The organism is Microterricola gilva (assembly GCF_004217495.1).
GTDB lineage: Bacteria > Actinomycetota > Actinomycetes > Actinomycetales > Microbacteriaceae > Microterricola > Microterricola gilva.
Map to the genome: position 1 here is coordinate 3,410,419 of NZ_SHLC01000001.1, position 24,762 is coordinate 3,435,180.

General features: G+C 68.3%; 25 protein-coding genes. 9 read left to right on the forward strand and 16 right to left on the reverse strand.

Annotated features, from left to right (window positions below; genetic code table 11):
• The first annotated feature begins 135 nt into the window (after positions 1-135).
• Positions 136-1,329 (forward strand): AI-2E family transporter, encoded by a 1,194-nt coding sequence (locus tag EV379_RS15825; protein ID WP_130506979.1) that lies wholly within the window; start codon positions 136-138, stop codon positions 1,327-1,329.
• Between the two features lie 83 nt (positions 1,330-1,412).
• On the opposite strand, the gene EV379_RS17635 is transcribed toward EV379_RS15825, so the two are convergent.
• Positions 1,413-1,562: a Mu transposase domain-containing protein gene (locus EV379_RS17635; protein ID WP_423203266.1), complete on the reverse strand. Its 150-nt coding sequence runs from the start codon at positions 1,560-1,562 to the stop codon at positions 1,413-1,415.
• A 180-nt stretch (positions 1,563-1,742) separates the two neighbouring features.
• Between EV379_RS17635 and EV379_RS15830 the strand changes: the two genes are divergently transcribed.
• The 3 genes from EV379_RS15830 (at position 1,743) to EV379_RS15840 (ending at position 4,643) form a co-directional block, all read left to right on the forward strand.
• Positions 1,743-3,059, forward strand: a complete 1,317-nt coding sequence (locus tag EV379_RS15830; protein ID WP_130506980.1) for an MFS transporter — start codon at positions 1,743-1,745, stop codon at positions 3,057-3,059.
• A 93-nt stretch (positions 3,060-3,152) separates the two neighbouring features.
• Positions 3,153-4,109, forward strand: a complete 957-nt coding sequence (locus EV379_RS15835) for a nucleoside hydrolase (protein WP_130506981.1) — start codon at positions 3,153-3,155, stop codon at positions 4,107-4,109.
• A gap of 114 nt (positions 4,110-4,223) precedes the next feature.
• Positions 4,224-4,643 (forward strand): cytidine/deoxycytidylate deaminase family protein, encoded by a 420-nt coding sequence (locus EV379_RS15840; protein ID WP_130506982.1) that lies wholly within the window; start codon positions 4,224-4,226, stop codon positions 4,641-4,643.
• An 85-nt stretch (positions 4,644-4,728) separates the two neighbouring features.
• Here the strand turns inward: EV379_RS15840 and EV379_RS15845 are convergent, their stop codons facing one another.
• Positions 4,729-7,032, reverse strand: a complete 2,304-nt coding sequence (locus tag EV379_RS15845) for a heavy metal translocating P-type ATPase (protein ID WP_130506983.1) — start codon at positions 7,030-7,032, stop codon at positions 4,729-4,731.
• A 335-nt stretch (positions 7,033-7,367) separates the two neighbouring features.
• On the opposite strand from EV379_RS15845, the gene EV379_RS15850 reads away from it, so the two are divergent.
• Both EV379_RS15850 and EV379_RS15855 read left to right on the forward strand, forming a co-directional pair.
• A complete protein-coding gene (locus EV379_RS15850) occupies positions 7,368-8,204 on the forward strand; it encodes a BtpA/SgcQ family protein (RefSeq protein ID WP_130506984.1) in 837 nt (278 codons plus the stop codon).
• Positions 8,205-8,355: 151 nt separating this feature from the next.
• Positions 8,356-9,099, forward strand: a complete 744-nt coding sequence (locus EV379_RS15855; protein ID WP_130506985.1) for a GntR family transcriptional regulator — start codon at positions 8,356-8,358, stop codon at positions 9,097-9,099.
• A gap of 130 nt (positions 9,100-9,229) precedes the next feature.
• Here the strand turns inward: EV379_RS15855 and EV379_RS15860 are convergent, their stop codons facing one another.
• From EV379_RS15860 to EV379_RS15905, 10 genes are all read right to left on the reverse strand, one after another.
• On the reverse strand, positions 9,230-10,549 hold the full coding sequence (locus tag EV379_RS15860) for an MFS transporter (protein WP_130506986.1): 1,320 nt from the start codon (positions 10,547-10,549) through the stop codon (positions 9,230-9,232).
• 122 nt (positions 10,550-10,671) lie between these two features.
• A complete protein-coding gene (locus EV379_RS15865; RefSeq protein ID WP_130506987.1) occupies positions 10,672-11,661 on the reverse strand; it encodes a nucleoside hydrolase in 990 nt (329 codons plus the stop codon).
• 92 nt (positions 11,662-11,753) lie between these two features.
• Positions 11,754-12,431 carry a substrate-binding domain-containing protein gene (locus tag EV379_RS15870; RefSeq protein WP_130506988.1) on the reverse strand — a complete coding sequence of 226 codons (678 nt, stop codon included), beginning with the start codon at positions 12,429-12,431 and terminating at the stop codon, positions 11,754-11,756.
• A complete protein-coding gene (locus EV379_RS15875; protein WP_130506989.1) occupies positions 12,428-13,078 on the reverse strand; it encodes a class II aldolase/adducin family protein in 651 nt (216 codons plus the stop codon). The genes EV379_RS15870 and EV379_RS15875 overlap by 4 nt, the downstream gene beginning before the upstream one ends.
• Positions 13,075-14,298 (reverse strand): 3-oxo-tetronate kinase, encoded by a 1,224-nt coding sequence (otnK, locus tag EV379_RS15880; RefSeq protein WP_130506990.1) that lies wholly within the window; start codon positions 14,296-14,298, stop codon positions 13,075-13,077. The genes EV379_RS15875 and otnK overlap by 4 nt, the downstream gene beginning before the upstream one ends.
• Positions 14,295-14,963 carry a hypothetical protein gene (locus tag EV379_RS15885; protein WP_130506991.1) on the reverse strand — a complete coding sequence of 223 codons (669 nt, stop codon included), beginning with the start codon at positions 14,961-14,963 and terminating at the stop codon, positions 14,295-14,297. The genes otnK and EV379_RS15885 overlap by 4 nt, the downstream gene beginning before the upstream one ends.
• Positions 14,960-15,766 (reverse strand): hydroxypyruvate isomerase family protein, encoded by an 807-nt coding sequence (locus tag EV379_RS15890; protein ID WP_130506992.1) that lies wholly within the window; start codon positions 15,764-15,766, stop codon positions 14,960-14,962. Before EV379_RS15890 ends, EV379_RS15885 begins: the two co-directional genes overlap by 4 nt.
• Positions 15,763-16,758, reverse strand: a complete 996-nt coding sequence (locus tag EV379_RS15895; protein WP_242616413.1) for a phosphoglycerate dehydrogenase — start codon at positions 16,756-16,758, stop codon at positions 15,763-15,765. Before EV379_RS15895 ends, EV379_RS15890 begins: the two co-directional genes overlap by 4 nt.
• Positions 16,755-17,540: an NAD-dependent epimerase/dehydratase family protein gene (locus tag EV379_RS15900; RefSeq protein ID WP_130506993.1), complete on the reverse strand. Its 786-nt coding sequence runs from the start codon at positions 17,538-17,540 to the stop codon at positions 16,755-16,757. Before EV379_RS15900 ends, EV379_RS15895 begins: the two co-directional genes overlap by 4 nt.
• Positions 17,541-17,564: 24 nt before the next feature.
• Positions 17,565-18,308 carry an MBL fold metallo-hydrolase gene (locus EV379_RS15905; RefSeq protein WP_130506994.1) on the reverse strand — a complete coding sequence of 248 codons (744 nt, stop codon included), beginning with the start codon at positions 18,306-18,308 and terminating at the stop codon, positions 17,565-17,567.
• Positions 18,309-18,509: 201 nt separating this feature from the next.
• On the opposite strand from EV379_RS15905, the gene EV379_RS15910 reads away from it, so the two are divergent.
• Both EV379_RS15910 and EV379_RS15915 read left to right on the forward strand, forming a co-directional pair.
• A complete protein-coding gene (locus EV379_RS15910; protein ID WP_165397392.1) occupies positions 18,510-19,082 on the forward strand; it encodes a DUF1097 domain-containing protein in 573 nt (190 codons plus the stop codon).
• A gap of 121 nt (positions 19,083-19,203) precedes the next feature.
• The gene (locus EV379_RS15915) at positions 19,204-19,869 is read left to right on the forward strand and encodes a GntR family transcriptional regulator (RefSeq protein WP_242616414.1); all 666 of its coding nucleotides are present in this window, start codon (positions 19,204-19,206) and stop codon (positions 19,867-19,869) included.
• A 25-nt stretch (positions 19,870-19,894) separates the two neighbouring features.
• Here EV379_RS15915 and EV379_RS15920 read toward each other — a convergent pair whose 3' ends face one another.
• Positions 19,895-21,271, reverse strand: coding sequence for an RNA polymerase sigma factor (locus EV379_RS15920; RefSeq protein ID WP_130507542.1), 1,377 nt, complete (start codon positions 21,269-21,271; stop codon positions 19,895-19,897).
• Between the two features lie 14 nt (positions 21,272-21,285).
• Positions 21,286-21,702 carry a YciI family protein gene (locus tag EV379_RS15925; RefSeq protein ID WP_130506996.1) on the reverse strand — a complete coding sequence of 139 codons (417 nt, stop codon included), beginning with the start codon at positions 21,700-21,702 and terminating at the stop codon, positions 21,286-21,288.
• Between the two features lie 335 nt (positions 21,703-22,037).
• Between EV379_RS15925 and EV379_RS15930 the strand changes: the two genes are divergently transcribed.
• Positions 22,038-22,718: a DUF6226 family protein gene (locus EV379_RS15930; protein ID WP_130506997.1), complete on the forward strand. Its 681-nt coding sequence runs from the start codon at positions 22,038-22,040 to the stop codon at positions 22,716-22,718.
• A 162-nt stretch (positions 22,719-22,880) separates the two neighbouring features.
• On the opposite strand, the gene EV379_RS15935 is transcribed toward EV379_RS15930, so the two are convergent.
• On the reverse strand, positions 22,881-23,447 hold the full coding sequence (locus EV379_RS15935; RefSeq protein ID WP_130506998.1) for an acyl-CoA thioesterase: 567 nt from the start codon (positions 23,445-23,447) through the stop codon (positions 22,881-22,883).
• A gap of 180 nt (positions 23,448-23,627) precedes the next feature.
• The gene (locus EV379_RS15940) at positions 23,628-24,749 is read right to left on the reverse strand and encodes a bifunctional 2-methylcitrate synthase/citrate synthase (RefSeq protein WP_130506999.1); all 1,122 of its coding nucleotides are present in this window, start codon (positions 24,747-24,749) and stop codon (positions 23,628-23,630) included.
• Positions 24,750-24,762: the final 13 nt, after the last annotated feature.

Genomic DNA, 24,762 nt, shown 5'->3' on the forward strand with positions numbered 1-24,762 from the left:
CTCGCGTTGCACCTGAGCGCCCCGCGCGAAGCGGGTGTTGCGCGGCGCGTGCGCGCGGCATCCGGAGAGGCACCCGCAATACTGAGGACAGCCAGTCGGCTGCCACGAGGCGGCCGGTGACCAGGAAGGGCGTCCATGCCTCGCGGATCTCTCGTTCATCGCGCACACAACGAACAGGGTCGTGCAGCCGCGCGGAACGCGGTGGAGGGCAAGGCGCCGTCGGCGCACTCGGCCCACCTCGGCGCAGGCAGCGTGCCTCGTTCGCTGCGTCAGCGCGAGAAGCCGAGCATGTTCCACACCCGCCCGCTGGTGTGGGGCTTCACCGTGACGATCGGTGTGCTCATCGCCCTGGTTCTCGCGCTCACGCTGTACAACCTCGGATCCGTGCTGATCTCGGTGTTCGCGGCGCTCTTCATCAGCCTCGGGCTCGACCCGCTGATCCGCTGGTTCCAGAAGCTCGGCATGCCGCGGGCGTGGGCGCTCGTCACGGTGATCGCGCTCATCGTCGCGATGCTGGCCACGATCCTGCTGATCATCATCCCGCTGATCATCGAGCAGGTGCAGCAGATCGTGACCACGGTGCCGCAGCAGGTCGCCGCGCTCGAGAAGAGCGGCTGGTTCACCCAGCTCGATGAGAACACCGGCGGCCTCGTCGGCACGGTCGTCGACTGGGTCCAGAAGACGATCGCCGACCCCAAGTTCTGGGCGACCGTCGGCGGCGGGGCACTCCAGGTCGGATTCGCGGTGACGAACGCGCTGAGTTCCGGCTTCTTCGTCGCGATCCTCACCATCTGGTTCGTCGCGACGCTCGACACGATGAAGACGGCCGCCTACTCGCTCGTCGCCGCATCCAAGCGTGAGGTCTTCTCCGGCTACGCCAACCGCATCATGGACTCGGTCGGCCGCTACCTCAGCGGAATGGTCATCCTCGCCTTCATCAACTCGGTGTTCAGCGTCATCCTGCTCAGCCTGGTCGGCGTGCACTACGCCTTCATCATCGGCGTCGCGGTCTTCTTCATCACGCTCATCCCCCTGGTCGGAACCGTGATCACCACGGCGTTCATGACCGTGATCGCGCTCTTCGTCTCGCCGACGGCCGCGCTCATCACGCTGCTCTCCATGCTCGTCTACATGCAGGTCGAGGCGTACATCCTCACGCCGCGGGTGATGAGCAAGGCCGTGCAGGTGCCGGGCTCGATCGTGTTGATCTCGGCCCTGGCCGGTGGCACGCTCGCCGGACTCGGCGGTGCCCTCGTCGCGATCCCCGTCTCGGCCGGGATCATCCTGCTCATCCGCGAGGTGCTGATCCCGGCCAAGCAACGGCAGTAGCGGTCTACCCCCGCGCGCTCTCCCCCAGCCAGGGGAAAGACCATGGACCGATTGCTTGATCTGGTCAGGCGCTCGTCACACCGCTAGACGTCCAGCATCGTCTCGGTGACGCGAAGGCCAACCAGAGCGCCGATGTGACTGAACGGGACAGAGTAGAAGTTCCTCGCCCAGACCAGATGGGCGCTCCTGTTCACCTTGCGCGTGCATGCCCGTGCTGATCTCGAACGGCGCAGAAGGCAGCGGCGTCACTTTCTGGCGAAACTGCGTGGAAGTTCGCCGTCGTCACCCCGTAGCAAGATCCGAATACCCAAACGGGCGGCGCTATACTATAGTGATCCGAGACCTGCCGCCCGAACCGAGGCGTTCGCAGAAATTGAGCACTATCCCCCGGGAAAGTTGAGCAAGGGAGCTCCATGATCACGCAAGACGTCGCGGCGCCCTCGTCAGTACAGCTGACAGGCAATGCCACCAAAACCGAGCGTAAGAACCTTCGCGCGCTCAGCTGGGGCCACGCCCTCGAATGGTACGACTGGGCGATCTTCGGTCTGCTCTCTTCGTACCTTGGGGCCCACTTCTTCCCCGCAGACAACGAACTCGCATCGACACTGAATGCGCTCGCCGTCTTCGCCGTTGGATTCATTGCTCGCCCCATTGGCGGCATCGTCTTCGGATCCATCGCCGACCGTCTTGGCCGCCGCAAGATCATGATCTTCGCCATCGCAGCCGTGTCCTTCGGCAGCTTCGTCATCGGCGTCCTGCCGGGGTACGAGACCATCGGTGCTGCCGCGCCGATCATCGTCGTCGCCATGCGTTTGCTGCAGGGCCTGTCTGCCGGCGTCGAGGCGCCTCTCGGCACCGCCTACGCACTCGAACTGGTTCCGAACCGCCCCGGTTATGTCTCGGGCTTCTTCGGATTCTTCAACAACCTCGGAAACCTGCTCGCACCGCTGTCGATCTTGTTCCTCACACAACTGCTCACGGGTGACAACCTCGCAGAGTGGGGCTGGCGCATTCCGTTCATCATCGGCGGACTGTTCGGTCTCATCGTGCTGTGGCTGCGCAGCACGCTGCCTGAGACGCTCGACATCGACGGCGCACGCGAAGCAAAGGCTGAGAAGAAGCAGCTCCCCTCGGTATGGGGCGACGTACGCAAGTACTGGCTGAGCGTTCTGGCCACCGTCTTCATCGTCGGTGCCATCCAGGCCTACAACTACACGTGGATCGCTGGCCTGCCCAACCTCGCGCGCGCTGCTTTCCAGGAAGACCCAGCCGCTGTTTTCGCCATCACCACCGGCTTCGGAATCTTCATGACTCTTGGCGCACTGTTCCTCAGCAAGGTTCTTGACCGTTTCGCGATGTCAAAGGTCTTCGTCGTCGCTCGCGTCCTGGCAATTCCGACGATCTTCCTGTCATTGCTCTACACACAGCCCGGCATCGAAACCTTCGCAGGGGTCATGTTCGGTGGCGCGATCGTGTTGCTTCTCAACATGACGATCTTCGTCACGGTCTCCAACTCGCTGCTGCCCCAACACATCCGCGGCACGGGTCTCGGCCTCGGCTACGGCTTCGGCGTTGCGCTCTTCGGTGGCACCGCTTCGTACCTGCTGCTGTGGCTGCAGGGCGAGGGCATGTTCTGGATGTTCCCGGTATACATCGCCGCCCTGTGCGCAATCAGCGTGGTTCTGTACCTCGTAGCCAAGAAGCGCAACGGCATCTTCGTCGGTAAGTAGTCCGACTCTCTGCGCGATACCGGCAACGTCGGCAACGGTGCCGGTATCGCAGAGGTTCCCCACTGACACAGGCACCATAGAAAGAACGGAACCATGGAACGCTTCATCATTGACACTGACCCCGGCATCGACGACGCCGGCGCACTGTTCTGGGCACTCGCAACGGACAAGTTCCACGTCGAGGCGCTCACCACCGTCTTCGGGAACGTAAACGTTCAGAAGGCAACCGCCAACGCACGGAAGATCACACACCTGTCGGGTCGCCCTGACTTGCCGATTTGGGTTGGCGCTCCCCGCCCTCTCGTCGGGGAGCCGAACTTCGCCGAGCACATTCACCGCCCAAGCGGCGTTGGGTACTGGGAGTACCCCGATCCGGCTCCCGGCACTGATGGCCCAACCGAGGCCGTGCAGAAGATGATCGACCTCGTCATGTCAAACCCGGGCGAGATCAGCATCATGGCGCTCGCACCGCTCACGAACGTCGCTCTCGCGATCTCGTTGGAGCCGAAGTTTGCTGAGAACGTCCGTCGCATCATCTACATGGGTGGAGCAGCTCTCACGTGGGGCAACGCCTCTCCTGTTGCCAGCGCGAACATCTTCAACGATCCTGAAGCTGCCGAAATCGTCGTGCAATCTGGTGCGAAGCTGACACAGGTCGGTCTTGACGTGTGCCGCAAGTTCTCGGTCACCCCTGACCGGGTAGAGAAGCTGTGGGCATCAGGTTCACCCATGGGCCGCGCCCTGTGCGAAATGATCGGCTACCCCGACCGCCACCAGGACACCACTGAGATGCCAGAGTGGAAGTCAGAAGGCATGCACCTGAACGATGTTCCATGCATTGCCTACGCCATCAACCCGGACTGGTTCCAGGTGCGTCATCTGCGCGTCGATGTTGAACTGGACGGCAAGCACACCCGCGGACAGACAGTCGTGCAGATGATCGACCGTTGGGGCGGTGTCCCCAACGTTGATGTGTTGCTGGACATTGACGCGGCAGCCGTGGCAGACGCGCTCGTCGAGTCCGTCACCGCTTTCGGAACCAGGAACTAGTGCGACGGACTGCTGCCCGCTCTGAGCGCGGCCAGCAGTGAAAGCCTTCGGCCGTGGGTATTGGACACGGTCGAAGGCTTCGTCTTTGTCCCGTGTATTCGGAAAGGTACGACTATGACTCAAGATCTCCTCCCCACAGACACGGAACTCGTCGAGGCCGCCGCGGCCCTCCTGTCTCGCGTGCACGATCCAGGCGCCGTTCGGGTTGCCGCCGCTGCACGCGGCATCTCGGGAGCCGTGTATCTCGGCGTGAGTCTCGCCACCCCGCGCGTCAAAGTGTGTGCTGAAAGCAGCGCGGTCGCCAACGCGAAAATCGGCGGCGACGAAGCCATCACCACGATCGTTTCTGTCGGGCTCGGGGTTGACGATGTTCCGCACGTCATCAACCCGTGCGGGGTGTGCCGTGAACTGATCCCGAAGTTTGGTCAGGATCTGCGTGTCCTCATCGACACGGGGGACGGTGTCGTCGCCGCAGTGACCCCCGTCGAACTCCTGCCTATGCCGTGGATCCGCGCTCGCTCCTACGACGACTAAAGAGGCACAACTAGCGGGTTTCGCCGCCTGCTCGTCTCGCGCGGTTGATTCGGTCGCTGGCGCTCCCCCGAGCCAACCGGAGTGATCAGGCGGCGGGGGCGAGGCGGGCGGGGTCGAGGCTGACCTGGCGCAGCAGCTGGGCGTTCAGCGCCACCACGATCGTCGAGAGCGACATCAACACGGCGCCGGCCGCCGGCGAGAGCACGAAGCCGACCCCGGCCAGCACGCCGGCGGCCAGCGGCACCGAGACGATGTTGTAGCCGGCCGCCCAGACCAGGTTCTGGATCATCTTGCGGTAGCTCGCATGTGAGAGCTCGATGATCGAGAGCACCGCACGGGGGTCGTTGGCGGCCAGCACAACACCGGCGGACTCGACGGCCACGTCGGTTCCGGCCCCGATCGCGATGCCGACATCCGCGCGGGCGAGCGCCGGGGCGTCGTTCACGCCGTCGCCGACCATGGCGACCGTGAGCCCGCGCTTCTGCAGCGCCGCCACGTGGGCGTCCTTGTCGCCGGGCAGCACCTCGGCGAACACCTCGTCGATACCGAGGTCGGCGCCGACGGCATCCGCCACCTGTTGGGCGTCCCCGGTGATCATGGCCACGCGGATGCCGCGGCGGTGCAGCGCCGCGATGGCATCCTGTGACTCGGCGCGCACCGCATCCTGCAGGGCAAAAGCGCCGAGCACGGCCTGGCCGTCGGCACTCCCGGCGGCGCGCACGAGGTAAAGCACGGAGGCACCGCGGGCCTTCCACGCATCGACCGACCCCCGGATGGCATCGGGGGCGGCGATGGAGTCGGCCTCGAGCAGGCGCGGGCCACCGACGGCGTAGTCGTCACCGTCGACGCGGGCACGCACGCCCACGCCGGTGTAGGAACGGAACTCGGTGACCTGCCCGAAGCGCGCACCGACCGGGGTACCGGCTGCGTCCGCCACGACAGTTGCGTGGTGCGCATCGGCGAGCGCGGCCGCGACGATCGCGCGGGCGACCGGGTGCTCGCTGGACTGCTCAGTCGCCGCCGCCAGGCGCAGCACCTCGCTACGCGTCTGCCCGTCGGCCACGGCGACGTCGCTCACGGCGTGCTCGCCTCGGGTGAGCGTTCCTGTCTTGTCGAAGAGCACGACGTCGATGTGGCGCATGCGCTCGAGGGCGAGGCGGTCCTTCACGAGCACGCCGGCCCTGGCCGCACGCTCGGTCGAGATCGCGATCACCAGCGGGATCGCGAGCCCGAGGGCGTGCGGGCAGGCGATGACGAGCACCGTGACGGTGCGGGTGATGGCGTCATCCGGGCTGCCGAGGAGCATCCAGACGATGAAGGTCACGAGGCCGGCAGCGGCGGCGAAGTAGAACAGCAGCGCCGCCGCACGGTCGGCGAGGGCCTGCGCGCGCGAACCGGAGGCCTGGGCCTCGGCGACGAGCCGCTGGATGCCGGCGAGCGCCGTGGCGTCGCCGACGGCGGTCACCCGCACCCGGATCGCGCTGTCGGTGGCGACGGTCCCGGCCACGACGGTGTCGCCGAGGCTGCGCGGCACGGCCGCGGACTCCCCCGTGATCATCGACTCGTCGACCTCGGCCGCCCCGTCAACGATCACACCGTCGGCCGGCACGCGCGCACCGGAGCGCACGAGCACGACATCGCCTGCGGCGAGTTCGCCGATCGGCACCTCGCTGATCGCGTTGCCGGTGATAGCTCCTTCGATCCGTTCGGCGGTGTCGGGCAGCAGGGCCGCGAGGGCGTCGAGGGCACCGGATGCCGCACCGAGCGCCCGCATCTCGATCCAGTGCCCGAGCAGCATGATCACGATGAGCAGCGCGAGCTCCCACCAGAAGTCGAGCTCGAGGCCGAGACCGAGGCTCGTGGCCCAGGAGGCGATGAAGGCGACGCTGATCGCCATCGCGATCAGCGTCATCATGCCTGGCTGCCTGGAGCGCAGCTCGCGCACGGCGCCCTGCAGGAACGGCATGCCGCCGTAGAAGAAGATCACCGTGCCGAGGACCGGCGGGATCCAGGTGGATCCGGGGAACTCGGGCAGGTGGTAGCCGAGCAGGTGCGCCACCATCGGGCTGAAGAAGACGACCGGAATGGAGAGCGCAAGGCTCCACCAGAATTTGTCACGGAACATCGCGACGCTGTGCCCGGCGTGGCTGCTCCCACTATGCCCGGCATGGCTGTGCACGGCGTGGTCGTCGTCCGACCCGTGGCCGGCGTGACCGGCGTGGTTCACGTTCCCGGTCTGATGCCCGGCGTGCACATCAGGGTCCGCGTGATCGAGGTGGCCGGCGTGCCCACTGTGATCGGCGTGCCCACCCCTGTCGTGACCGCTCGACGCCTGGCCGGCGTGCCCGTCGTGGCCGCCAGCCGCGGTGCGCTGATTCTCGTTGTGCATGCTGCAATGCCTTCCGTCAGTCACCCCAACCCTATACCCCAGTGGGGTATTCCCGTCCAGCCCTCGTGTGCATTGCCGCCCGGCCACAGCACCCGAGGGCGCCAGCGGCGACGCCACTCTTCGCGCCGCCATCCGCTCGCCCGGCCCGTCTTGACAGTCGTAAAGAATCGAATATTATTTGAAGTGTCGCCGAATGAGGTCGCGGATCGCGTCTCGTTCACACCTCATTTCGCGGCGCCCGATGCAGCTCGCAGAGGGCACTGGCACAACGTCAAAGCAGATGTTCGCAGTCAACGCGTGCTGATGCTCCGACCACTTTTGTAAGGAGAAATCACATGAGCAACCCCTACCTCCAGCGCTTCACCGGCGTCTTCGCCGACAAGGCCCCCGTGATCGGCATGGTCCACATGTATGCGCTTCCCGGAGCCCCTGGCTACTCCGGAGACCTGAACGACGTCATCGACCGCGCTGTCGCAGACGCGACGTCACTCGCAGAGGGTGGCGTCGACGCACTGCTCGTCGAGAACTTCCACGACTACCCCTTCTACCCGGTCACCATCGAGCCGGAGACCGTCGCCGCCGCGGCCGTCGTCGCCCGCGAGGTCGCCCGCCACACCGACCTCCCGCTCGGCATCAACATCCTCCGCAACTCCTGGAAGGCATCACTCGGCATCGCAGCAGCGGTGGACGCCCAGTTCATCCGGCTCAACATCCTCACGGATGCCTCGGTGACCGACCAGGGCATCATCAACAGCGAGGCGCACCTCGTGGCCCGCTACAAGAAGAGCATCGGCGGCGAGCACATCCTCACCCTCGCCGACCTGCTCACCAAGCACGCCCGCCCGATCGTCGAGCGCCCGGTCGGCGTCATCGCCGCCGACATGCTGCACCGCGGCGGCGCGGACGCCATCATCCTCGCCGGTGACGACACGAGCATGCCGCCGAGCCTTGACCGCCTGCGCCAGGTCAAGGACGCCATCCCGGACGCCCCGGTCATCCTCGGCTCGGGCATGACCGCGCAGCACGCCGCCACCTACGCCGAGGTCGCCGACGGCGCCGTGTTCGGCTACGGCTCCAAGCCCGACCGCAACATGGACCTGCCGGCCAGCACCGAGCTGGCCCGCGAGTTCGTGGGACTGTGGCGCGGTGGCAAGGAGAAGAAGGCCGCGTAGCAACCGAACGACCGTTGGGCCCGCGCCATCCGACGCGGGCCCAACGGCATGTCCGCATCCATCGTCCCGCTCCGCCACATGCCCCGCGCACGCCCCCCGACCGGCGTCAAGCTGCGATACTTTTACCGCCCATGTGTTGTGAGGAGTTCGAGTGACCGAGGACCACGTCCCGCCGTCGAGGCGACGTTCCACCCGCGTGCCCCTCGCCGACCGGGCCTACGAGGAGCTCCTCCTCCAAGTCATCAGGGGCCGGCGCCCACCCGGGGACTGGCTGAACATCCATGCGCTCTCGCGCGAGCTCAACCTGTCCGCAACGCCCATCCGAGAGGCTCTCGCCCGCCTGGAACCGACTGGCTTCGTTCGGCGGAATCCGTTGCGCGGCTACGAGGTCGCACCTCTGCTCTCGCCGACAGAGATCCAGCAGTTGATGGATGCGCGACTCCTGTTCGAGCCGGCGTTCGCCGCGGAGGCCGCAACCAGCTCGACCCCCGCCTTCCTGCAGCAGCTCGTCGACACCATCGAGTCGATGGAGCACGCGGGCGATGTCACGAACGCGGAGTCGCTCAAGGAGAGCTGGCTCGCCGACGAGTCGTTCCATACCCTGCTGAGCGCCAACACCGGCAACCCATTCATCCACAGGGCATTCACGGCACTGGGCAGCCAGCTCCAGCGGTTCCGCTTCAGCGGACGGGCAGGCAGAACGCACGCGCTGGAGGCGGCGAAGGAGCACAGGGAGATCCTCGAGGCCATCCGCCGCGGCGACGGGGTCGCTGCCGCCGAGCTCATGCGATCCCACATCGAGTCGGCGCGGCAGCGCACTCTCGCCGACGAGCGCGCGGTGCACGAGGCCGCGGAGGCCGCAGCCAGCTCGACCCCACGGCGCTCGGCCCGCTAGCCGGCACCCAGCTCGCACCGGCCGCTCCTCGCCGTCCGCCGGCCAGCTCGCAGACAGCACAACGCCGCGTTGCCGACCGCACCGCAGAGCGGTGGGCCGGCAACGCGGCGTTTGTTCGGGCTACGACGGGCTACTTGCCGGCGAAGACACCGTTCCGGCGCTTCGCGACCAGGTAGAGCACGAGGCTGATGGCGCACAGGGTGGCCACGTAGACCGGGAAGAGAGCCCCGAGATCGATGCTCCGCAGGTAGACGAACAGGTACGACGCTGTGCCACCGAACAGGGCGACGCCGATGCCGTAGCCGAGCCCAACGGCTGTGCCTCGGAACTGCTGCGGGATCATCAGGTTCGCGACCGTGCTGAAGATGGTGAGGTTGAGCAGCAGGACGAGCGAGCCACCCAGCATCACCGCGGCAAGCTGGCCGACGCCATCGCCGGTGTAGAGGAGTACGAGGAAGATCGTCGGGATCGCGAGGATGCGTCCGACCACGAAGGCCCGCGACAGGTTCCACTTGTCGAGGAAACGGCTGAGGACCAGTGCTCCAACGGTGAGGATGCCGCCGAGAGTCGTCGACACGGCGAAGACGCCGGTCGGGTCCTCGTTGTATGTGCCGGTCGCCATCGAGGGCAGGCCGGACAGCCAGGTGTAGTTGTAGGCCTGGACCGCGCCGACGATGAACACCACGGCGAGGACGCTGAGCCAGTACTTGCGAACGCCGCGCCAGACCTCAGCAGACTTCCCGCTGGCGGGGGCCGTCGAGCCGTCGGTCACCGGCGGAAGCGTCTCGGGCAGGGTGCGACGCAGCCAGAGCACGATGAAGCCGAGCAGACCGCCGAGGATGAACGGCACGCGCCATCCCCATTCGGCCATTCCCTCCGGGCCGATCAGCATGGTCGTCACGAGCGCCGTGAGCGGAGCGAGCATGTTGCCCAGGTTGTTGAACGTCGCCATGAAGCCGGCAACGTACCCGGGGCGCTCCGGAACGAGCTCCACGCCGTACGCCGCGCCGAGCGATCCCTCAATACCGGTTGAGAAGCCCTGCAGGATGCGGCAGAGCAGAACAATCACACCGGCCCAGATGCCGAGCGTCTCGTGCGTCGGGGTGATTCCGATGACGAGGCTCGCGGCCGCGGTGATGCCGACGGCGCCGACCATGACGGGCCGCCGGCCCAGACGGTCGGCAACGAGGCCGAGGAAGACGCCACCGATCGGCCGCACGACGAAGCCGACGGCAAACACGGCCAGCGAGTTCAAGGTCGCCGCAACAACGCTCTCCGCCGGGAAGAACGCCTGGCCGAGGTAGACGGACAGGAGCCCGAACATCGCCCAGTCGTACCACTCCAGTGCGTGACCGGCACTCAGTGCGAACAGCTGCCTGGCCTGGCGCCGCTTCAGCGCCTGGGGGGATTCAGTGCCCTCACGGAGCACGGGGTCTTGAACTTTAGACATGGGAGGGGGGAGCTCCTTTGCTCGGGGGTCAAGCGGAATCATTGCGGGGGAAACTTCTGACTATAGTATAGCGAGAATTTGGGGGCGGGGGTGAGAAATCGTCACCCCAGTGCGCGGCGGCGTCAGCGCCACGGCAGCGGGCGCCGCAGCGTCTCGTCGATCATCTCCAGGACCCCGTTGAAGTCCATGTCGAAGATCACGCGGTGCTGAGGCCGGGTCTCTCCCTTCTCCGGGTGCACGCCGGCCAGGAACCGCTCGCCCGTCTCGGGGTCCTCGAAGGTCGCCAGTGGCCGCTGGACGGCACCCGCGACGAGGTCGGGGCGCAGCAGCGTGGCCACCGCGAGGCTGTCGTTGATCCCCATGACGCGCGCGTCGTCGGGCTGGGGATAGGAGCGGGAGTAGAAACCGGCGTAGTCGTGGCTGATCTTCGTGATCAGCTCGGCCGGCGCGTAGCCGGTGGACGCGGCGATGTCGAGGAAGAAGTTCTCCGGCACGAGCGCCTGACGCGTGACGTACGGACCACACCAGGTCACGTTGCCCGGGCGGCTCGCGACCTCCTGCGCGGCGTCGATGTCGAAGGAGACGTTGGGGTCGCGGGAGACGCGGAAGCGGCGGTCGGCCCACGGCTCGGTGTCGTTGTAGAGCGCCGGCCCGAGGGTGCCGACGATCGTCACGCTCTTCAGGCGCTCGAGCAGCAGCGGATCCGTCTGGAGCGCCGTGGCCAGGTTGGTCTGCGGGCCCAGCGCGAGGTAGTCGATCTCGCCCTCGTGCTCGTTGACGAGGTCGAGCAGGACCTGGATGCCGTTCGGCTCGGTGGGCACCGAGACGGCCGGGCGCAGGCCGGTGTTGCCGAAGCCGTCGTCGCCGTGCACGCCGGAGGACAACTTGAGCTCCTGCTTCAGCGGCACATCGCAGCCCCGGTAGACCGGCACGTCCTGGCGCCCGCAGGTGTCGAGCACGTAGCGCGCGTTGTCGGCCGCGCGGTCGCCGTGGCAGTTGCCGAAGACGCTCAGCACGGCCAGGATCTCGACGTCCGGGTCGGCCGCCAGGAGCATCAGCGCCAGCGCGTCATCCACACCGGTGTCGGTGTCCACTACAACTTTTCTCTTCATGACATTCCTTAGTTCTCTGTTCGCGCGTCGTGCTGTCGCGCGGATTCACTCTCTGTCGGCCGCCGCGGTGAAGCGTGACGGCCAGGGTGTGCTCAGGGGGCGCTCAGCCCGACCGCCGCGAACGCCTCGCTCGCGCGGGTGCTCGTCAGGTAGGACGCGAATGCGCCTGCCGCCTCGGGGGCGCCCGCCCGCACGCCGATTGCGAACCGCGCGTAGGACTGCAGCTCGTGCGGGATCGGCTCGACGATGTGGGGGCCGGCGACCGAGCGCAGCTCGCTGACCTGCTGGATGGCGACATCCGCGCGCCCGTCGACGACGGCCTCCGCCGTGAGTCCAGCGGTGAATCGGACGGCTCGCACGTCGAGGCGCTCCAGCAGCTCGCGCTGACGCATCACCTCGGCGAAGTGCAGCCCGCTCGCACCGGAGAGCGAGTACGCGACCGCCCTGGCGCCGAGCAGATAGTCGAGGAACGCCTGCGCCGAGTCGTCAGCGGGGGCTGGCGCCTCCGGCATCCGCGCGAATCCGACCGCCGAGACCGCGATCTCGGCAACGGCGTCACCGTCGAGGATGCCCTGATCGGCGAGGCCGCGCACCGAGCCGGCGACGCCGAGGACCATGTCGGGACGCTCGCCGGCGCCGATGCGTTCCAGCAGCACCGAGGTCGGCTCGAAGGTCACCTCGACCCTGCTGCCGCTCGCGGCCTCGAATTCGGGGATGAGCGATTCGACGAGCGGTTGCTGCACGACGAGTCCGCTGTAGAGGGTGATCATGCGGGATGGGTCCTTTCGGGGGCGGTGCGCGACGTCAGCGCGGCCAGTCGCTCCGCGGTGAGCGGAGCGGTGGGGTGCCCCGTGGTGATGAAGTACACCTGGGCGGTGTGCTCGAGCTCTTCGAGCGCGTCGAGCGCGGAATCGAGGTCGACACCGGCCACGACGGGGCCGTGGTTGCGCAGCAGAAGCGCGTGTCCGGCGCGGGCGGCCTCCTCGACGGCGGCCGTGGCGGCCGGGTCCCCCGGCGCGAAGTACGGCAGCAGCCGGAGCTCGCCGACCCGCATCCCGTAGTACGCCGTCAGAGGCGGGAGCGGACGCTCCGGGTCCAGCCCGTCCAGGCACGACAGCGCGGCCGAGTAGAGCGAGTGGGTGTGCACGACGGCGTTCAGGTCTGGGCGCACACGCAGCATCGCGACGTGGAGGAACGCTTCCTTCGTCGGCTTCGGCCCGCCCAGGTGGTGCCCGGCGGCATCCAGGACAGACAGCTCGCCCGCCTCGACCTCACCAAGGTTCACCCCGGTCGGCGTGACCAGAATGCGCTCACCATCGCGGATCGCCAGATTGCCGGTGCGGCCGTGGGTGAGCCCCCGTCGATGGATCGACCGCGCGACGCGCTCGATCTGCGCCGCAGCGTCCTCGCCGCTCATCGCGCCTCCCCGCTCCGTGCCACGTCGACGAACAGATCGGGGTCGCCGAAGTTCCCTGACTTCAGGACGAGGTGCAGGTCACGGTCGGTGTCGTGGATCCACGGGGCACCGAGCGCCGCCTCCTCGCCGACGACGGCGGTCCGCGTTCCGAGCGCCTTGACGACCTCGCCAGAGGTCTCGCCACCGGCGATCAGCATCCGGTGCAGGCCGCGGTCGGCCAGCTGCGTCGCGATGAGGCCGGCGGTCTGCTCGTACAGCGCACCGAGGTCGCGGCTGGCGTCCCGCTCCTCGGCTGGACTGGAGGAGTAGATCAGCGCCGAGGCATCGGCCGGCTGCGCGTCCCACCACGCCAGTGCGCTCTCGGCCAGCTCGGACGCCGACTCCCCCGGCTCGGCGACGAGCTGGAAGGCCTCGCCACCGCTGGCACGGAAGCGTGCGATCTGCTCGAGGGTGCGGCGCGAGCAGCTGCCGGCGAGGATCGCCGTCCGACCGCTCGGTGGGCCGGCGACGACGCGGTCGGATGCCGGGCGGCGCAGCGCGATCGCACCGATGAGCCCGGCGGATCCGGCGACGAGCACGTCGCCGTCCACGGCCTCTGCGATGACGGCGAGGTCGGCTTCGATGACCGCATCGACGACGAGATGGGCGATGCCGGATGCCGCGGCGGCGGCGATACCGGCACGGACCGACTCTGCGCCATCGCGGACGGTCTCGAGCGGGAGCAGGTCGACGGTCCCGGTCACCTGCGGGGCGAGCAGCCTCGGCACCGATGAATCACGCATGGGGGTGACCGGGTGCTCGCGCATGTGGGTCTCGTGCAGCAGGGCGTCGCCGACGAACAGGTGGCCGCGGTAGACCGTTCGGCCGTGCAGCGGTGCCGCGGGGGTCGTCACGACGATGCCGGCGCCGAGCTCGGCCGCGAGCGCCTCGGTCACGGGGCCGATGTTGCCCTCCGCCGTCGAATCGAAGGTCGAGCAGTACTTCAGGTAGAAGCGATCGGCGCCGAGGCGCTGGAGTGCCGCGAGCGCGGCGAGGCTCTGGGCGACGGCATCCTGCACCGCGATCGATCTGGTCTTCAGCCCGATCACGATGGCGTCGGCGTCGCCTGCTCCCTCGCCGATGTCGGCGGTCAGGGAGAGCAGCGTCCGCAGCCCGGAGCGACTGAGGGCCGCTGCGACGTCGGTCGCGCCGGTGACGTCATCGGCGATGACCCCGATCATCGACCGCGCCCGTCGATGTCGGCCGCCAAGCGGGCGGCGGCGGCACGCGGGCCGTCGAGCGTCGGAACGGCGAAGCTCTCGGCGAGAACGGCCGCGGCGGGCGCCAGCGAGAACTGGGCGAGCACGATCAGCTCGTAGTCGGCTGCGACGGTCGCCACGGCATCCGCGAGCACCTCGGCGAGGCTGTCGGCGGGGAGCGGCTTCGCTGCGGCCGGAACGACGAGCGACCGGATCTCCGTCGTGACGCCGGCCGACTCGAAGGCGGCGGCGAGACGCGCTGAGCTGTCCGCGGCGGCTGACTCCAGCGAGGCGACGAGCAGCACGCGCGCCGGGCGGTGCGCAACGGCCTCGGCGAAGAGGGGCCCGTCGGCCGACAGCACGGCGACACCGTCGGCCGTGACGTCGCGAACGTCGGCGCGCGCGCCGTACTGCGAGCAGGTCAGCAGCACGCCGTCGGCTCCTCCGGCGATCGCCAGCTCGATGAGCTGGTCCATCCGCGCGGCCAGCGGCGCGCTGATGCCGCCCTCGAGCTGGGCGTCGGCGAGCAGGCGGTCATCGAGCAGGTTCCAGACGGTCCCGGTCGGGAACGCCTCGCTCATCGCGGCGGCCGCCGGGCCGATTGCCAGCGGCGTTGCGCTGATGAGTGCGATGCGTGCGTCGCTCATGCGCTGATCCTCTCTGTCCATGTCAGGCCATCGTGGGTGTCGGCGACGGGTCCGTACTCGCAGCCGATCCAGCCCGCGTAGTCACTGGCGGCGATCCGGGCGAGCACGCGCTCGTAAGCGATCTCCCCCGTTCCAGGTTCGCCCCGTCCGGGGTTGTCGGCGATCTGAACGTGCCCGACGAGCGGGGCGAGGCGCTCAAAGCGCTCGATCACATTCCCGCGATCGACCTGGGCGTGGTAGACGTCGAAGAGCACGCCGACCGTGTCGGGATCGACGGCTTCGGCGACCGCGGCCGCCGTCTCCATCGACTCCAGGCCGTAGCGCGGCTGATCCCGCTTGTTGATCGCCTCGAGCACGATGCGGATGCCGGCACTGCGCGCCTGCTCCGCCGCCCAGCCGATGTTCGCAACGTAGCCGGCGAAGGCGCGCTCTGGATCGGCGTCGGCCGGTCGCAGTCCGGCCATCACGTGGATCACGGGCGTGCCGAGGACCGTCGCGTACTCCAGCGCGGAGAGCACTCCGGCGCGGAACTCGTCGCGCGCTCCCGGAACGAAGCCAGCACCCATGACCGTCGTCGAGCCCGCGGGCCCCGCCGGCGTGTTGATCAGCACCTGCTCGAGGCCTGCTTGGTCGAGCATCCGGCGGATCGCGTCGGCCGACAGCTCGTATGGTGAGGCGAACTCCACGCCGGTGAACCCCGAGGCGGCGGCCGCGTCGAAGCGCTGCTCGAACGGCACCTCCGTGTACATCCACTTGAGGTTCGCCGCGAGCCGGACGGATCCGGAGCTCGTCTCGACGATCACGCGAGCACCGCCTCGTAGCCGGGATTCACGACGAACTGGGGGCCGGCGACTCCGGTGAGCACATCGATGACGTTGGCTGCGGCCATCAGGCCGGACGTGCCACGTGCCTCGCGGGTCGCTCCGGCGACGTGCGTGGTCGCGAGGATTCCCGGCGTGTGCAGCAGCGGGCTGTCCTGGGGCAACGGCTCGGTGGCGAACACGTCAAGCGCCGCGCCGCCGATCACGCCGTTGCGGACGGCGTCGACCAGCGCGTCCTCGTCGACGATCCCACCGCGCGCGGTGTTGATCAGGATCGAGTCGGACTTCATGGTGCGCAGGCGGTCGGCGTTGATGAGATTGCGCGTCGAGTCGTCGAGGAAGAGGTGCAGCGTGACGACGTCAGCCTGCGCCAGAACCTCGTCGAGCTCCGCGCGTCGGATGCCGTTGGCCGCGGCGAAGTCCTCGTCGAAGTACGGGTCGTAGGCCACGATCTCCATGCCGAATCCGGCGGCGATGCCTGCGACGGCCTTGCCGATGGAACCGAGACCGAGGATGCCGAGGGTCGCCCCGCGCAGCTCCCGACCGGTCAGCTGCTGCCAGCTGCCGTTCGCCAGGTTCTGGATGTTCTCCGGCACACGACGAGCGGTGGCCAGCATCAGCGCGAAGACGTGCTCGGCGACGGCCTGTCGGTTGGCTCCGGCGGTGATGCAGACCGGGATGTTGCGAGCCGTCGCCGTGGCGACGTCGACGCTGTCGTAGCCGACGCCGGTGCGCACGACGATCTCGAGGCGCTCGGCCGCGCTCAGGTCTGCGGCGGTCAGCGGCATGGTGCCCGCGATGATCGCACGCGACCCGGCCAGCAGCTCGGCGCGCTCGGCGGCGGGCAGGGTGGCGAGGTCAGGCACGTGACGCGTGGTCAGCCCGGCGGCGCGCAGCATCCGGTCGGCCTCGTCGCCGGCGTGCAGGAAGGCGGTGGTGATCAGGACATCGGTGAAATCGGCGGCAGTGCTCACCAGATCCCTCCCTCGTAGCTAGAAGCGGTGAACGCTCCGCCGTGGAATTCCGGCGTAGCGGCGGCGAAGTCGACGCCTTCGGTGTGGTTGGCGGCGTCATCCTTGGGGACGAAGCCGATTGCGGCCCAGCCGGCATCGGCGTTCCACCAGCGATCGGTGTTCGCCGAGCAGCCGTAGACGACCTGGCAGCCGACCGGGCCGCTCTCGATCGCGCAGCGCGTCAGCTCGACGCCGTCCGGCCAGCTCAGCCAGAGCCCGAGCTGTCGTCGGTCTTCGGGGGCGGGGCGGAATGTGCCGATGCGCAGGAGCACCGATTCGATGCCCCACTTGTCGTGGTAGAGGCTCGCGAGCGCCTCACCGAATGCCTTGGACACGCCGTAGTAGGTGTCCGGCCGCAGCGGCGCGGTCTCGTCAAGCACCTCGCTGGCCGGGTGGAACCCGACGACGTGGTTCGAGCTCGCGTAGACGACCCGGCGTACCCCGGCCCGTCGTGCAGCCTCGTAGACGTTGTACGTGCCGTCGATGTTGGAGGTGCGGATCTCGTCGTACGGCGCCTCATCGGCGACTCCGCCGAGGTGCACGATGACGTCGACGCCCGCTGCCGCCTCGGTGAGCCGATCAAGGTCGGCGAGGTCGCCGATGACGATCTCCTCGTTGGCGTGCAGCGGCCGGTCGCTCTCGCTCCGCGCGTAGAGCACGACGCGGTCGTAGCGCCCAGCGAGGCCCTCGCGGATCACGCCGCCCATTCGTCCGGTGCCACCGGTGTAGAGCACTGTTGTCATCTTGGTCCTTTCGTCGCAGCGGCCTCAGCCGATGCTGCGGTCTTGCTCGCCACCGGTCGCGTCGGCGAAGTAGCCGATTACCGCGTGTTGCGGTCGCACACGCTGCACCTCGCAGTCGACGACGGTGAGCCCGACGTCGTGGCCGGGGAGGAGCACTCCAGAGGTGTCCGTGAGAAGTGAGCGCAGGCGGTCGATCGTCGCAACGCTCTGCTCGTCGTCCATGCTCGAGTCGGCGCGCAGCGTCGCGAGCTCGTGGATGTTCTTGACGGAGTCGCCGGCGAAGATCATGCCCTGCGCGGTGCGCTCCGTGAAGAATGCGAGGTGGTGGGGGGTGTGCCCTGGGCTCGCGATCGCGTGGATCCCTGGCAGAATCTCCTGGCCTGCCGACATCCGCTCGACCCCGTTCGTGCGCCGGAGCAGCTCCTGCACGTGCAGGTCGGGGATGAACTTCGTCCCGGCCGGCTGATCGGCGGCCCAGGCAAGCTCCTTCTCCCCCACCCAGGTCGTCGCATTTGCGAACATCGTGAAGTTCGCCACGTGGTCCCAGTGCATGTGGGTGAGCAGGACGTCGGTGACATCATCCGGGGTCAGTCCCAGCTTGGCCAGGCCCTCGTGAATCAGAGGGATGTACGCGGGCTGGCCCGCGTCGACGAGAACCCGCCGCTCGCCATCGTCGAGGAGCCACATGCTGCTCCACCCGAATGCACCGTGCGATGACGATTTGCCGGGGAATCCCTCTACAAGTGGGTGGGCGGTGTACGCGTTCATGACGGCCTCACCGTCGTCGATACGCTCCTGTGCATCATCGCCTCCAAACTCTCAACGGCTATACTATAGCCGTACCCACAGACTACAGCACCCTCTGGAACGAGTCGAACTCGGCGCTGCCACTCACAGGAGCAGCTCAGAAACCGGCGTGCCTCGTGGGCTTCCCATGACCCGCACGACCGATCACTGCCGAGGTGGAACGTGAGTATCGATCTGAATGTCCGCGAGCGGCAGGCTCCCATCGAGGCAGGGCGGGCGGGCCGGTTCCGCCTGGCGCTGCCACCCGAGATCGCCGCGACCCTGCTTGCCGTGTCGACCGTCGCACTGGGGGCGTTGCTCGGCCTGCCGACCTACGGGATCTTCCTCGGCTGGGCCGCGGCGGGCCTGGCCGGAACGGGCAGGCCAGCCAGGCTGCCGGTGCTCGCACGCTGCCTCGCGGTCGGAGCGGTGTTCGGGGCCGGGACTCTCGCGGCGACATCCGCCCTCGAGTCGGTGCTCGGCCCAGACGTGCCGCAGTGGGTGTGCGCGGCCGTGGTGCTCGCCGTCGCGAACCCGTTGATGATCATGGTCGGGCGGGCGCCAGCGCTGAGTTCCGTGCCGGGGATGTTCATCGGGTTCTCGACACTCTTCGCCGTGTTCTTCAGCAACACGGCAGCGGTCTCCGGCAACATCGTCGCCGCCCTGCTCGTCACGGTGTCGATGAATCTGACCGGTCTCGCCTTCTACCTGATCTACAACCGCCTGACCGGCCGGCCGCGCGCCGAACGCGCGTGAATCGCGCCGGAGCGGCCATGCCGACAACACTTTCTGGGCAGCCGAACCCGCTCGGAACGAACTCGACATTCCGCGCCGCCACCGCCCGCAACCGCGTCGAGGTTGAGGCTAAGCTGTGAGGATGATCGAGCAGCCAGGGACCAAGCGGCCGATTGCCGATCAAATGTACGACGTTCTGCTGCAGCAGTTCATGTCGGGCGATCGCGGCGCGGGCCAGAGCCTGAACATCGGTGCGCTCTCCCGCGAACTCGATGTGAGCCAGACGCCTCTGCGCGAAGCCCTGGCCAGGCTCGAGCACACCGGTCTGGTCGAGCGTGAGGCGCTGCGCGGATACCGGGTCGCCCCGATGATGACGCGGCTCGAGGTGCAGCAGCTGATGGAGGCTCGCCTCGTGCTGGAGCCGACGCTGGCCGAGCAGGCCGCGCTGCGCAAGACCGACGAGTTCATCGGCGCGCTGCGCGAGACGGTCGACGAGTTCCACCAGTCCGCGGCCCTTGCCGATGTCGCGGCGGAGGGATTCAACCAGTACTGGCGCTCGGACGACCGCTTCCACATGCTGATCGCCGCGCAGGCCGGCAACCCGTTCCTGGCGATGGCCTACACCGCGCTCGGCGGGCAGATCCAGCGCTTCCGCCTCTTCTCCAAACTGGGACGCACCGGCGCGAAGTTCGCGGCACCCGAACACAGCTCGATCCTCGACGCGATCGCGTCCGGCGACGGGCCCGCTGCCGCGGCTGCCATGCGTGAGCACGTGATCGGCGCGACCGAGCGGCTGCTCGAGGCCTGACGCACCGCGTCTGGCCGCAGCCCCGCTAGTCGCGACCGAGCGACCTGGCACGGTTGCGCAGCAGGGCACGCTCCCGCTCGTTGCCGGTGAGCGCCGCCGCGCGCTCGAACTCGGCCCTGGCCTCCTCGGTGCGTCCGAGCTTCTGCAGCAGATCCGCGCGCACGCTCGGCAGCAGGTGGTAGCTCGCCAGCCGGCCCTCGGCGACGAGGGCGTCAACGAGGACGAGCGCAACGGCCGGCCCGCGCGCCATGGAGAGCGCGACGGCCCGGTTCAGCTCGACCACCGGCGACGGCACACGCCTGGCCAGCTGATCGTAGAGCTCGGCGATGCGCGCCCAGTCGGTGGCATCCGCGGTCACCGCCCGTCCGTGGCAGGCGGCGATCGCGGCCTGCAGTTGGTAGGAGCCGGCCGCGCCGCCTCGCGCCTGCTGGCAACGCTCTGCCCTGGCCAGGGCCGCGAGACCGCGCCGGATCAGCAGCTGATTCCAGCGGCTGCGATCCTGCTCGAGCAGCAAGATCGGCTCCCCCGTCGCGGTGGTGCGCGCGCCGAGCCGTGATGACTGGATCTCCATCAGCGCGACGAGCCCGTGCACCTCCGGCTCGCGCGGCAGCAGCTCGGCGAGCACGCGGCCGAGCCGCAGCGCCTCGCGGCAGAGCTCCGGCCGCATCCAGTCGTCGCCGGAGCTCGCGGCGTAGCCCTCGTTGAACACGAGGTAGATCACGGCAAGCACCGAGTCGAGCCTGGCCGGGAACTCGGCGCGCTCCGGCACCTCGAACGGCACGCCGGCCGCCGCGAGCGACTTCTTGGCCCGCACGATGCGTTGCTGCATCGTCGCCGTCGGCACGACGAAGGCACGCGCGATCTGCTCGGCGCTGAGCCCGCCGAGCAGGCGCAGCGTCAGCGCGACCCGGGCGTCCTGGCTGAGCACGGGGTGGCAGGCGACGAAGATCAGCCTCAGCAGCTCGTCGTCGATCGGCTGCAGCACGGCCAGATCCGGCCGCGTCTGCACGGCGAGCGGAGCCCCGGCCATCGCCGTGGATGCGGCGGCCGATGGCGCGGGGCCGGATGCCGCCGCGGCGACCTCGGCCGCGGCATCCGCGGTGCGCAGCTCCTCGGCGAGCGCGGCGGCACGCTGGCCGAACGCCGCCTGCCGCCGCCACTGGTCGACGGCACGGCGTTTGGCGACCGTGGTGAGCCACGCGCCTGGGTTGCGCGGGACCCCGGACTCCGGCCACTGTTCGAGCGCGGCAACGAGGGCGTCCTGCGCGAGCTCCTCCGCCATGCCGACGTCACCGGTGACGCGGGCGAGCGCGGCGATGAGTCGACCGGATTCGATCCGCCACACGGCCTCGACGGCGCGACGCGCGGCGCCCACTGCTTCGCTCGCAGCGGGCTCCGCCATCACCGCCCGGTCGGTCACGCGGTGCGCGACGCGCCGGTCTCCTCGCGCCAGACCTTCTCCTTCTGCACGTACTCGTTACTCTGGTCGAACTCCTCGAGCGCGAACACCTGGCGGACCTCGACCTGGCCTTCTGGGATCGGAATCCGCTTGGCCCACTCGATCGCCTCCTCCTTGGACGCGACATCGATGAGCCAGTAGCCGGCGAGGAGTTCCTTCGACTCGGTGAACGGGCCGTCGACGACGGTGCGATCTTCCCCGTCGTACGTCAGTCGCACACCCTCGGAGGTGGGGTGCAGGCCCTCGCCGGCCAGCATCACGCCGGCCTTGATGAGCTCCTCGTTGTAGCGGCCCATCGCGTTGAGCATCTCTTCCTCAGGACCGTTGGTCACGGAGTTGCTCTCGTCGGACTGCAGCAGCATCATGAACTTCATGATCGTTCCCTTTCACTTGGTGGGAGGCGGAACCGCCTCATACCCAGGCGTCGAACGAGCGGGGCCCAGATCGACACGGCATCCGAAATTTCTCAGAAATAGTTTCTGACGGCCTCCACCCTAGATTTCCGGATGCCGCAGCAACAGCCCCACCCCTGGCATCAGTCCCGGATCACTCGCGCGCCGGCGGCTGGCTCTCCCGGCCCGCGATAACTGCAGGGGCGCGGCATATTCACCGGGCCGGTGCACTTTTCGCGGGCCCCGGCGCGGGAGCGCAGACCTGCGGCGTGGAATTGCGCCGCCTCGTCGGCGTCCGTCGCGGCTATGCTCTGGCCATGACCCTGCGCTATCAGCGCCCCGCACTGCCGAGCGCCGTCTTCCTCGACGCCGGCGGTCGGCCGATCCCGTATGGCTCCCGCTGGGGAGTGGACGGCCCGCCCGAGAATAGTTACGGCGTCTCCGTGCATCCGGAGCGTTTCGCGGGGTTACACACGGTGGCGCACTCACTTATCGCGCACCTCGACCGGGAGTATGACGTCGAGGTGCGGCATGAGTCGGCTGCCGGTGCCGCGACCGAATTGCTGCACGCGCAGCGCGGCGTCCTAGAAATCGTACGCGTGATCCCCCGTGATCCCGAGGGAGCCCCGTTGCTGATTGCTCTAACCGCCTATCCCGGTGTGATCCTCAACGCTGGGATACTGCACGAGTTCCCGTTTCCTTTCTGCGGCTGCGAAGCATGCGATGAGTCGGTCGAGGGGACCGCGTCAGAACTTGAGGAGCTCGTGCTCGCGGTGGCCGCTGGTGGATTCACCGAGCGATACCCGGTCGGACCGCGACGCGAGCTGCACCTCCGGCTCGTCACAGTCGATCCCGCCGGCGCGATAGCCGGCTCGCGCATCGGCGGCGACACGCCGACTGGGATCAGCGCAGAGCGCCTCGCGCACGGTGCCGCCGTGCTCAACGAACTCCCCCGCGGCTGGCAGCCATGGCCGCTCCGCAAACGCGCACCGGCGTGACGACCGCGCCACCCGAGACGTCTGCGGGCCCGCGATAACTGCAGGGGCCCGGTATATTCAACGGGCCGGTGCACTTTTCGCGGGCCGCGAGCGGACCGAGGACGCGGCGCGCGGAGCGGACGCAGTCACGAGGCGAGCAGGTGCGTGCAGGCGCGAGCGGGCCTAGCTCCAGACGGAGGGCGCCTCTGCCCGGGTGGGCGGCAGTGCGACATCCGTGGCCCAGCTGAGCAGCCAGTCCGGCACCTCGATGCCCTCAGGCACCTCGCCGACGGCCTCGAGCAGTTCGTCCATGGGAACAGTGCCGCCGCTCTTCTTCAAGAAGCGCCCACGAATGAAGGCCTGCGCGTAGATCTCGGGGTTGCCGTCGGCGTCCGGGCGCACAGCACGATGCTCGACATACACGGCCTTCTCGTCGAAGCCGAGAATGCGCGACTCAACCGTGAAACGCTGCCACAGCTCGAGCGACTTGCGAAAGCTGATGGTCTCCGACACCACAACCGTGTACCACCCGCGCTCCTTGAAGATCGCCCAGACGCCGTTGCGCACGAGCATGTCGAAGCGGGCGACGTCCATGATCGAGAGGTAGACGCCGTTGTTCATGTGGTTCAGGATGTCCTGATCGGTCGGCAACACCACGAAGTTCGTGCTGGCGACGTCGTAGTGCCCGAGCCGGGGCTTCCGGCGCGAGAAGACCAGCAAGTGCAGCATCGTGCGGAAGAACATGTGCATCCCGCAACGCTAGCGCCGGGGTGCGGATGCCGCCGCATCCGTTGTGCGAATCCTCAAACGCCGCACGGTGCCGCCCACCCACGACGGCTGAAGGAGCGCTAGCGACTGAAGCCCTGAGCCCTGCGCACGACTGAATTCAGTGTGCGAGGGCTTCGTCGTTCCTCCTCAGTCGACGGGAACTCAGGCGGGGAGCTCCCGCTGGTCGACGCCGTTGTACACGGACAGCGGACGGATCAGCGCGTTCGAGGCGAGCTGCTCCATCACGTGCGCCGTCCAGCCGACCACGCGGGCTGCGACGAAGATCGGCGTGAACGTCTCGGTGTCGAATCCCATCAGGTGGTAGGTGGGGCCTGCCGGATAGTCGAGGTTCGGCTTGATGTTCTTGCGCTCCCCCATCGCCGTTTCCAGTGCGTCATAGAGCTCGAGCATGTCCGGCCGGTCGTAGTGCTCCACCATCGACTCGAGCGCGGTGCGCATGGTCGGCACGCGGGAGTCGCCGTTCTTGTAGACCCGGTGCCCGAAGCCCATGATCTTCGCCTTGCGGGCGAGCGCCTCATCCAGCCAGGCCGCGGCCCTGTCGGCCGAGCCGATCTCGTCGAAGGTGTGCATGACGGCCTCGTTGGCCCCGCCGTGCAGCGGGCCCTTGAGTGCGCCGATCGCGCCGGTGACGGCCGAGTAGACGTCGGAGAGCGTCGAGGCGATGACCCGCGCCGTGAAGGTGGACGCGTTGAAGGAGTGCTCGGCGTAGAGCACGAGCGAGGTGCGGAAGGCGTCGACGACGACCGGCTCCGACTCCTCGCCGAAGGTCATCCAGAGGAAGTTCTCGGAGTAGTCGAGGTCGTCACGCGGTTCGACGAGCCCGAGGCCGTGGCGGCGGCGCTGGTCATAGGCGACGATCGCCGGCAGCTGGGCGAACAGGTGCTTCGACTTACGGAGGTTCTGCTCCTGCGCGTTGTCTTCGGCATCCGGATCGTTGGCGCCGATGATGCTCACGGCTGTGCGGCAGACGTCCATGGGGTGGGTGCTCAGCGGCAGGTCGTCGATCGCCCTGAGCACATTCGGCGCGATCGCCCGCGATGCGCGCTCCAGGGCCGTGAACTCGTCGAGCTGCTCGCGGGTGGGCAGCTCGCCGTACCAGAGCAGCCAGGCGACCTCCTCGTAGCTGCACAGCGCTGCCAGCTCCTGCACCGGGTACCCGCGGTACAGCAGCGAATTCGTCTCTGGGTTCACCTTGGAGATCGCGGTGTAGTCAACCGGCACCCCGGCGAGGCCTTTGTAGATTTCGGGCTTGGCGTCAGTCATCGTCGTCTGCTTC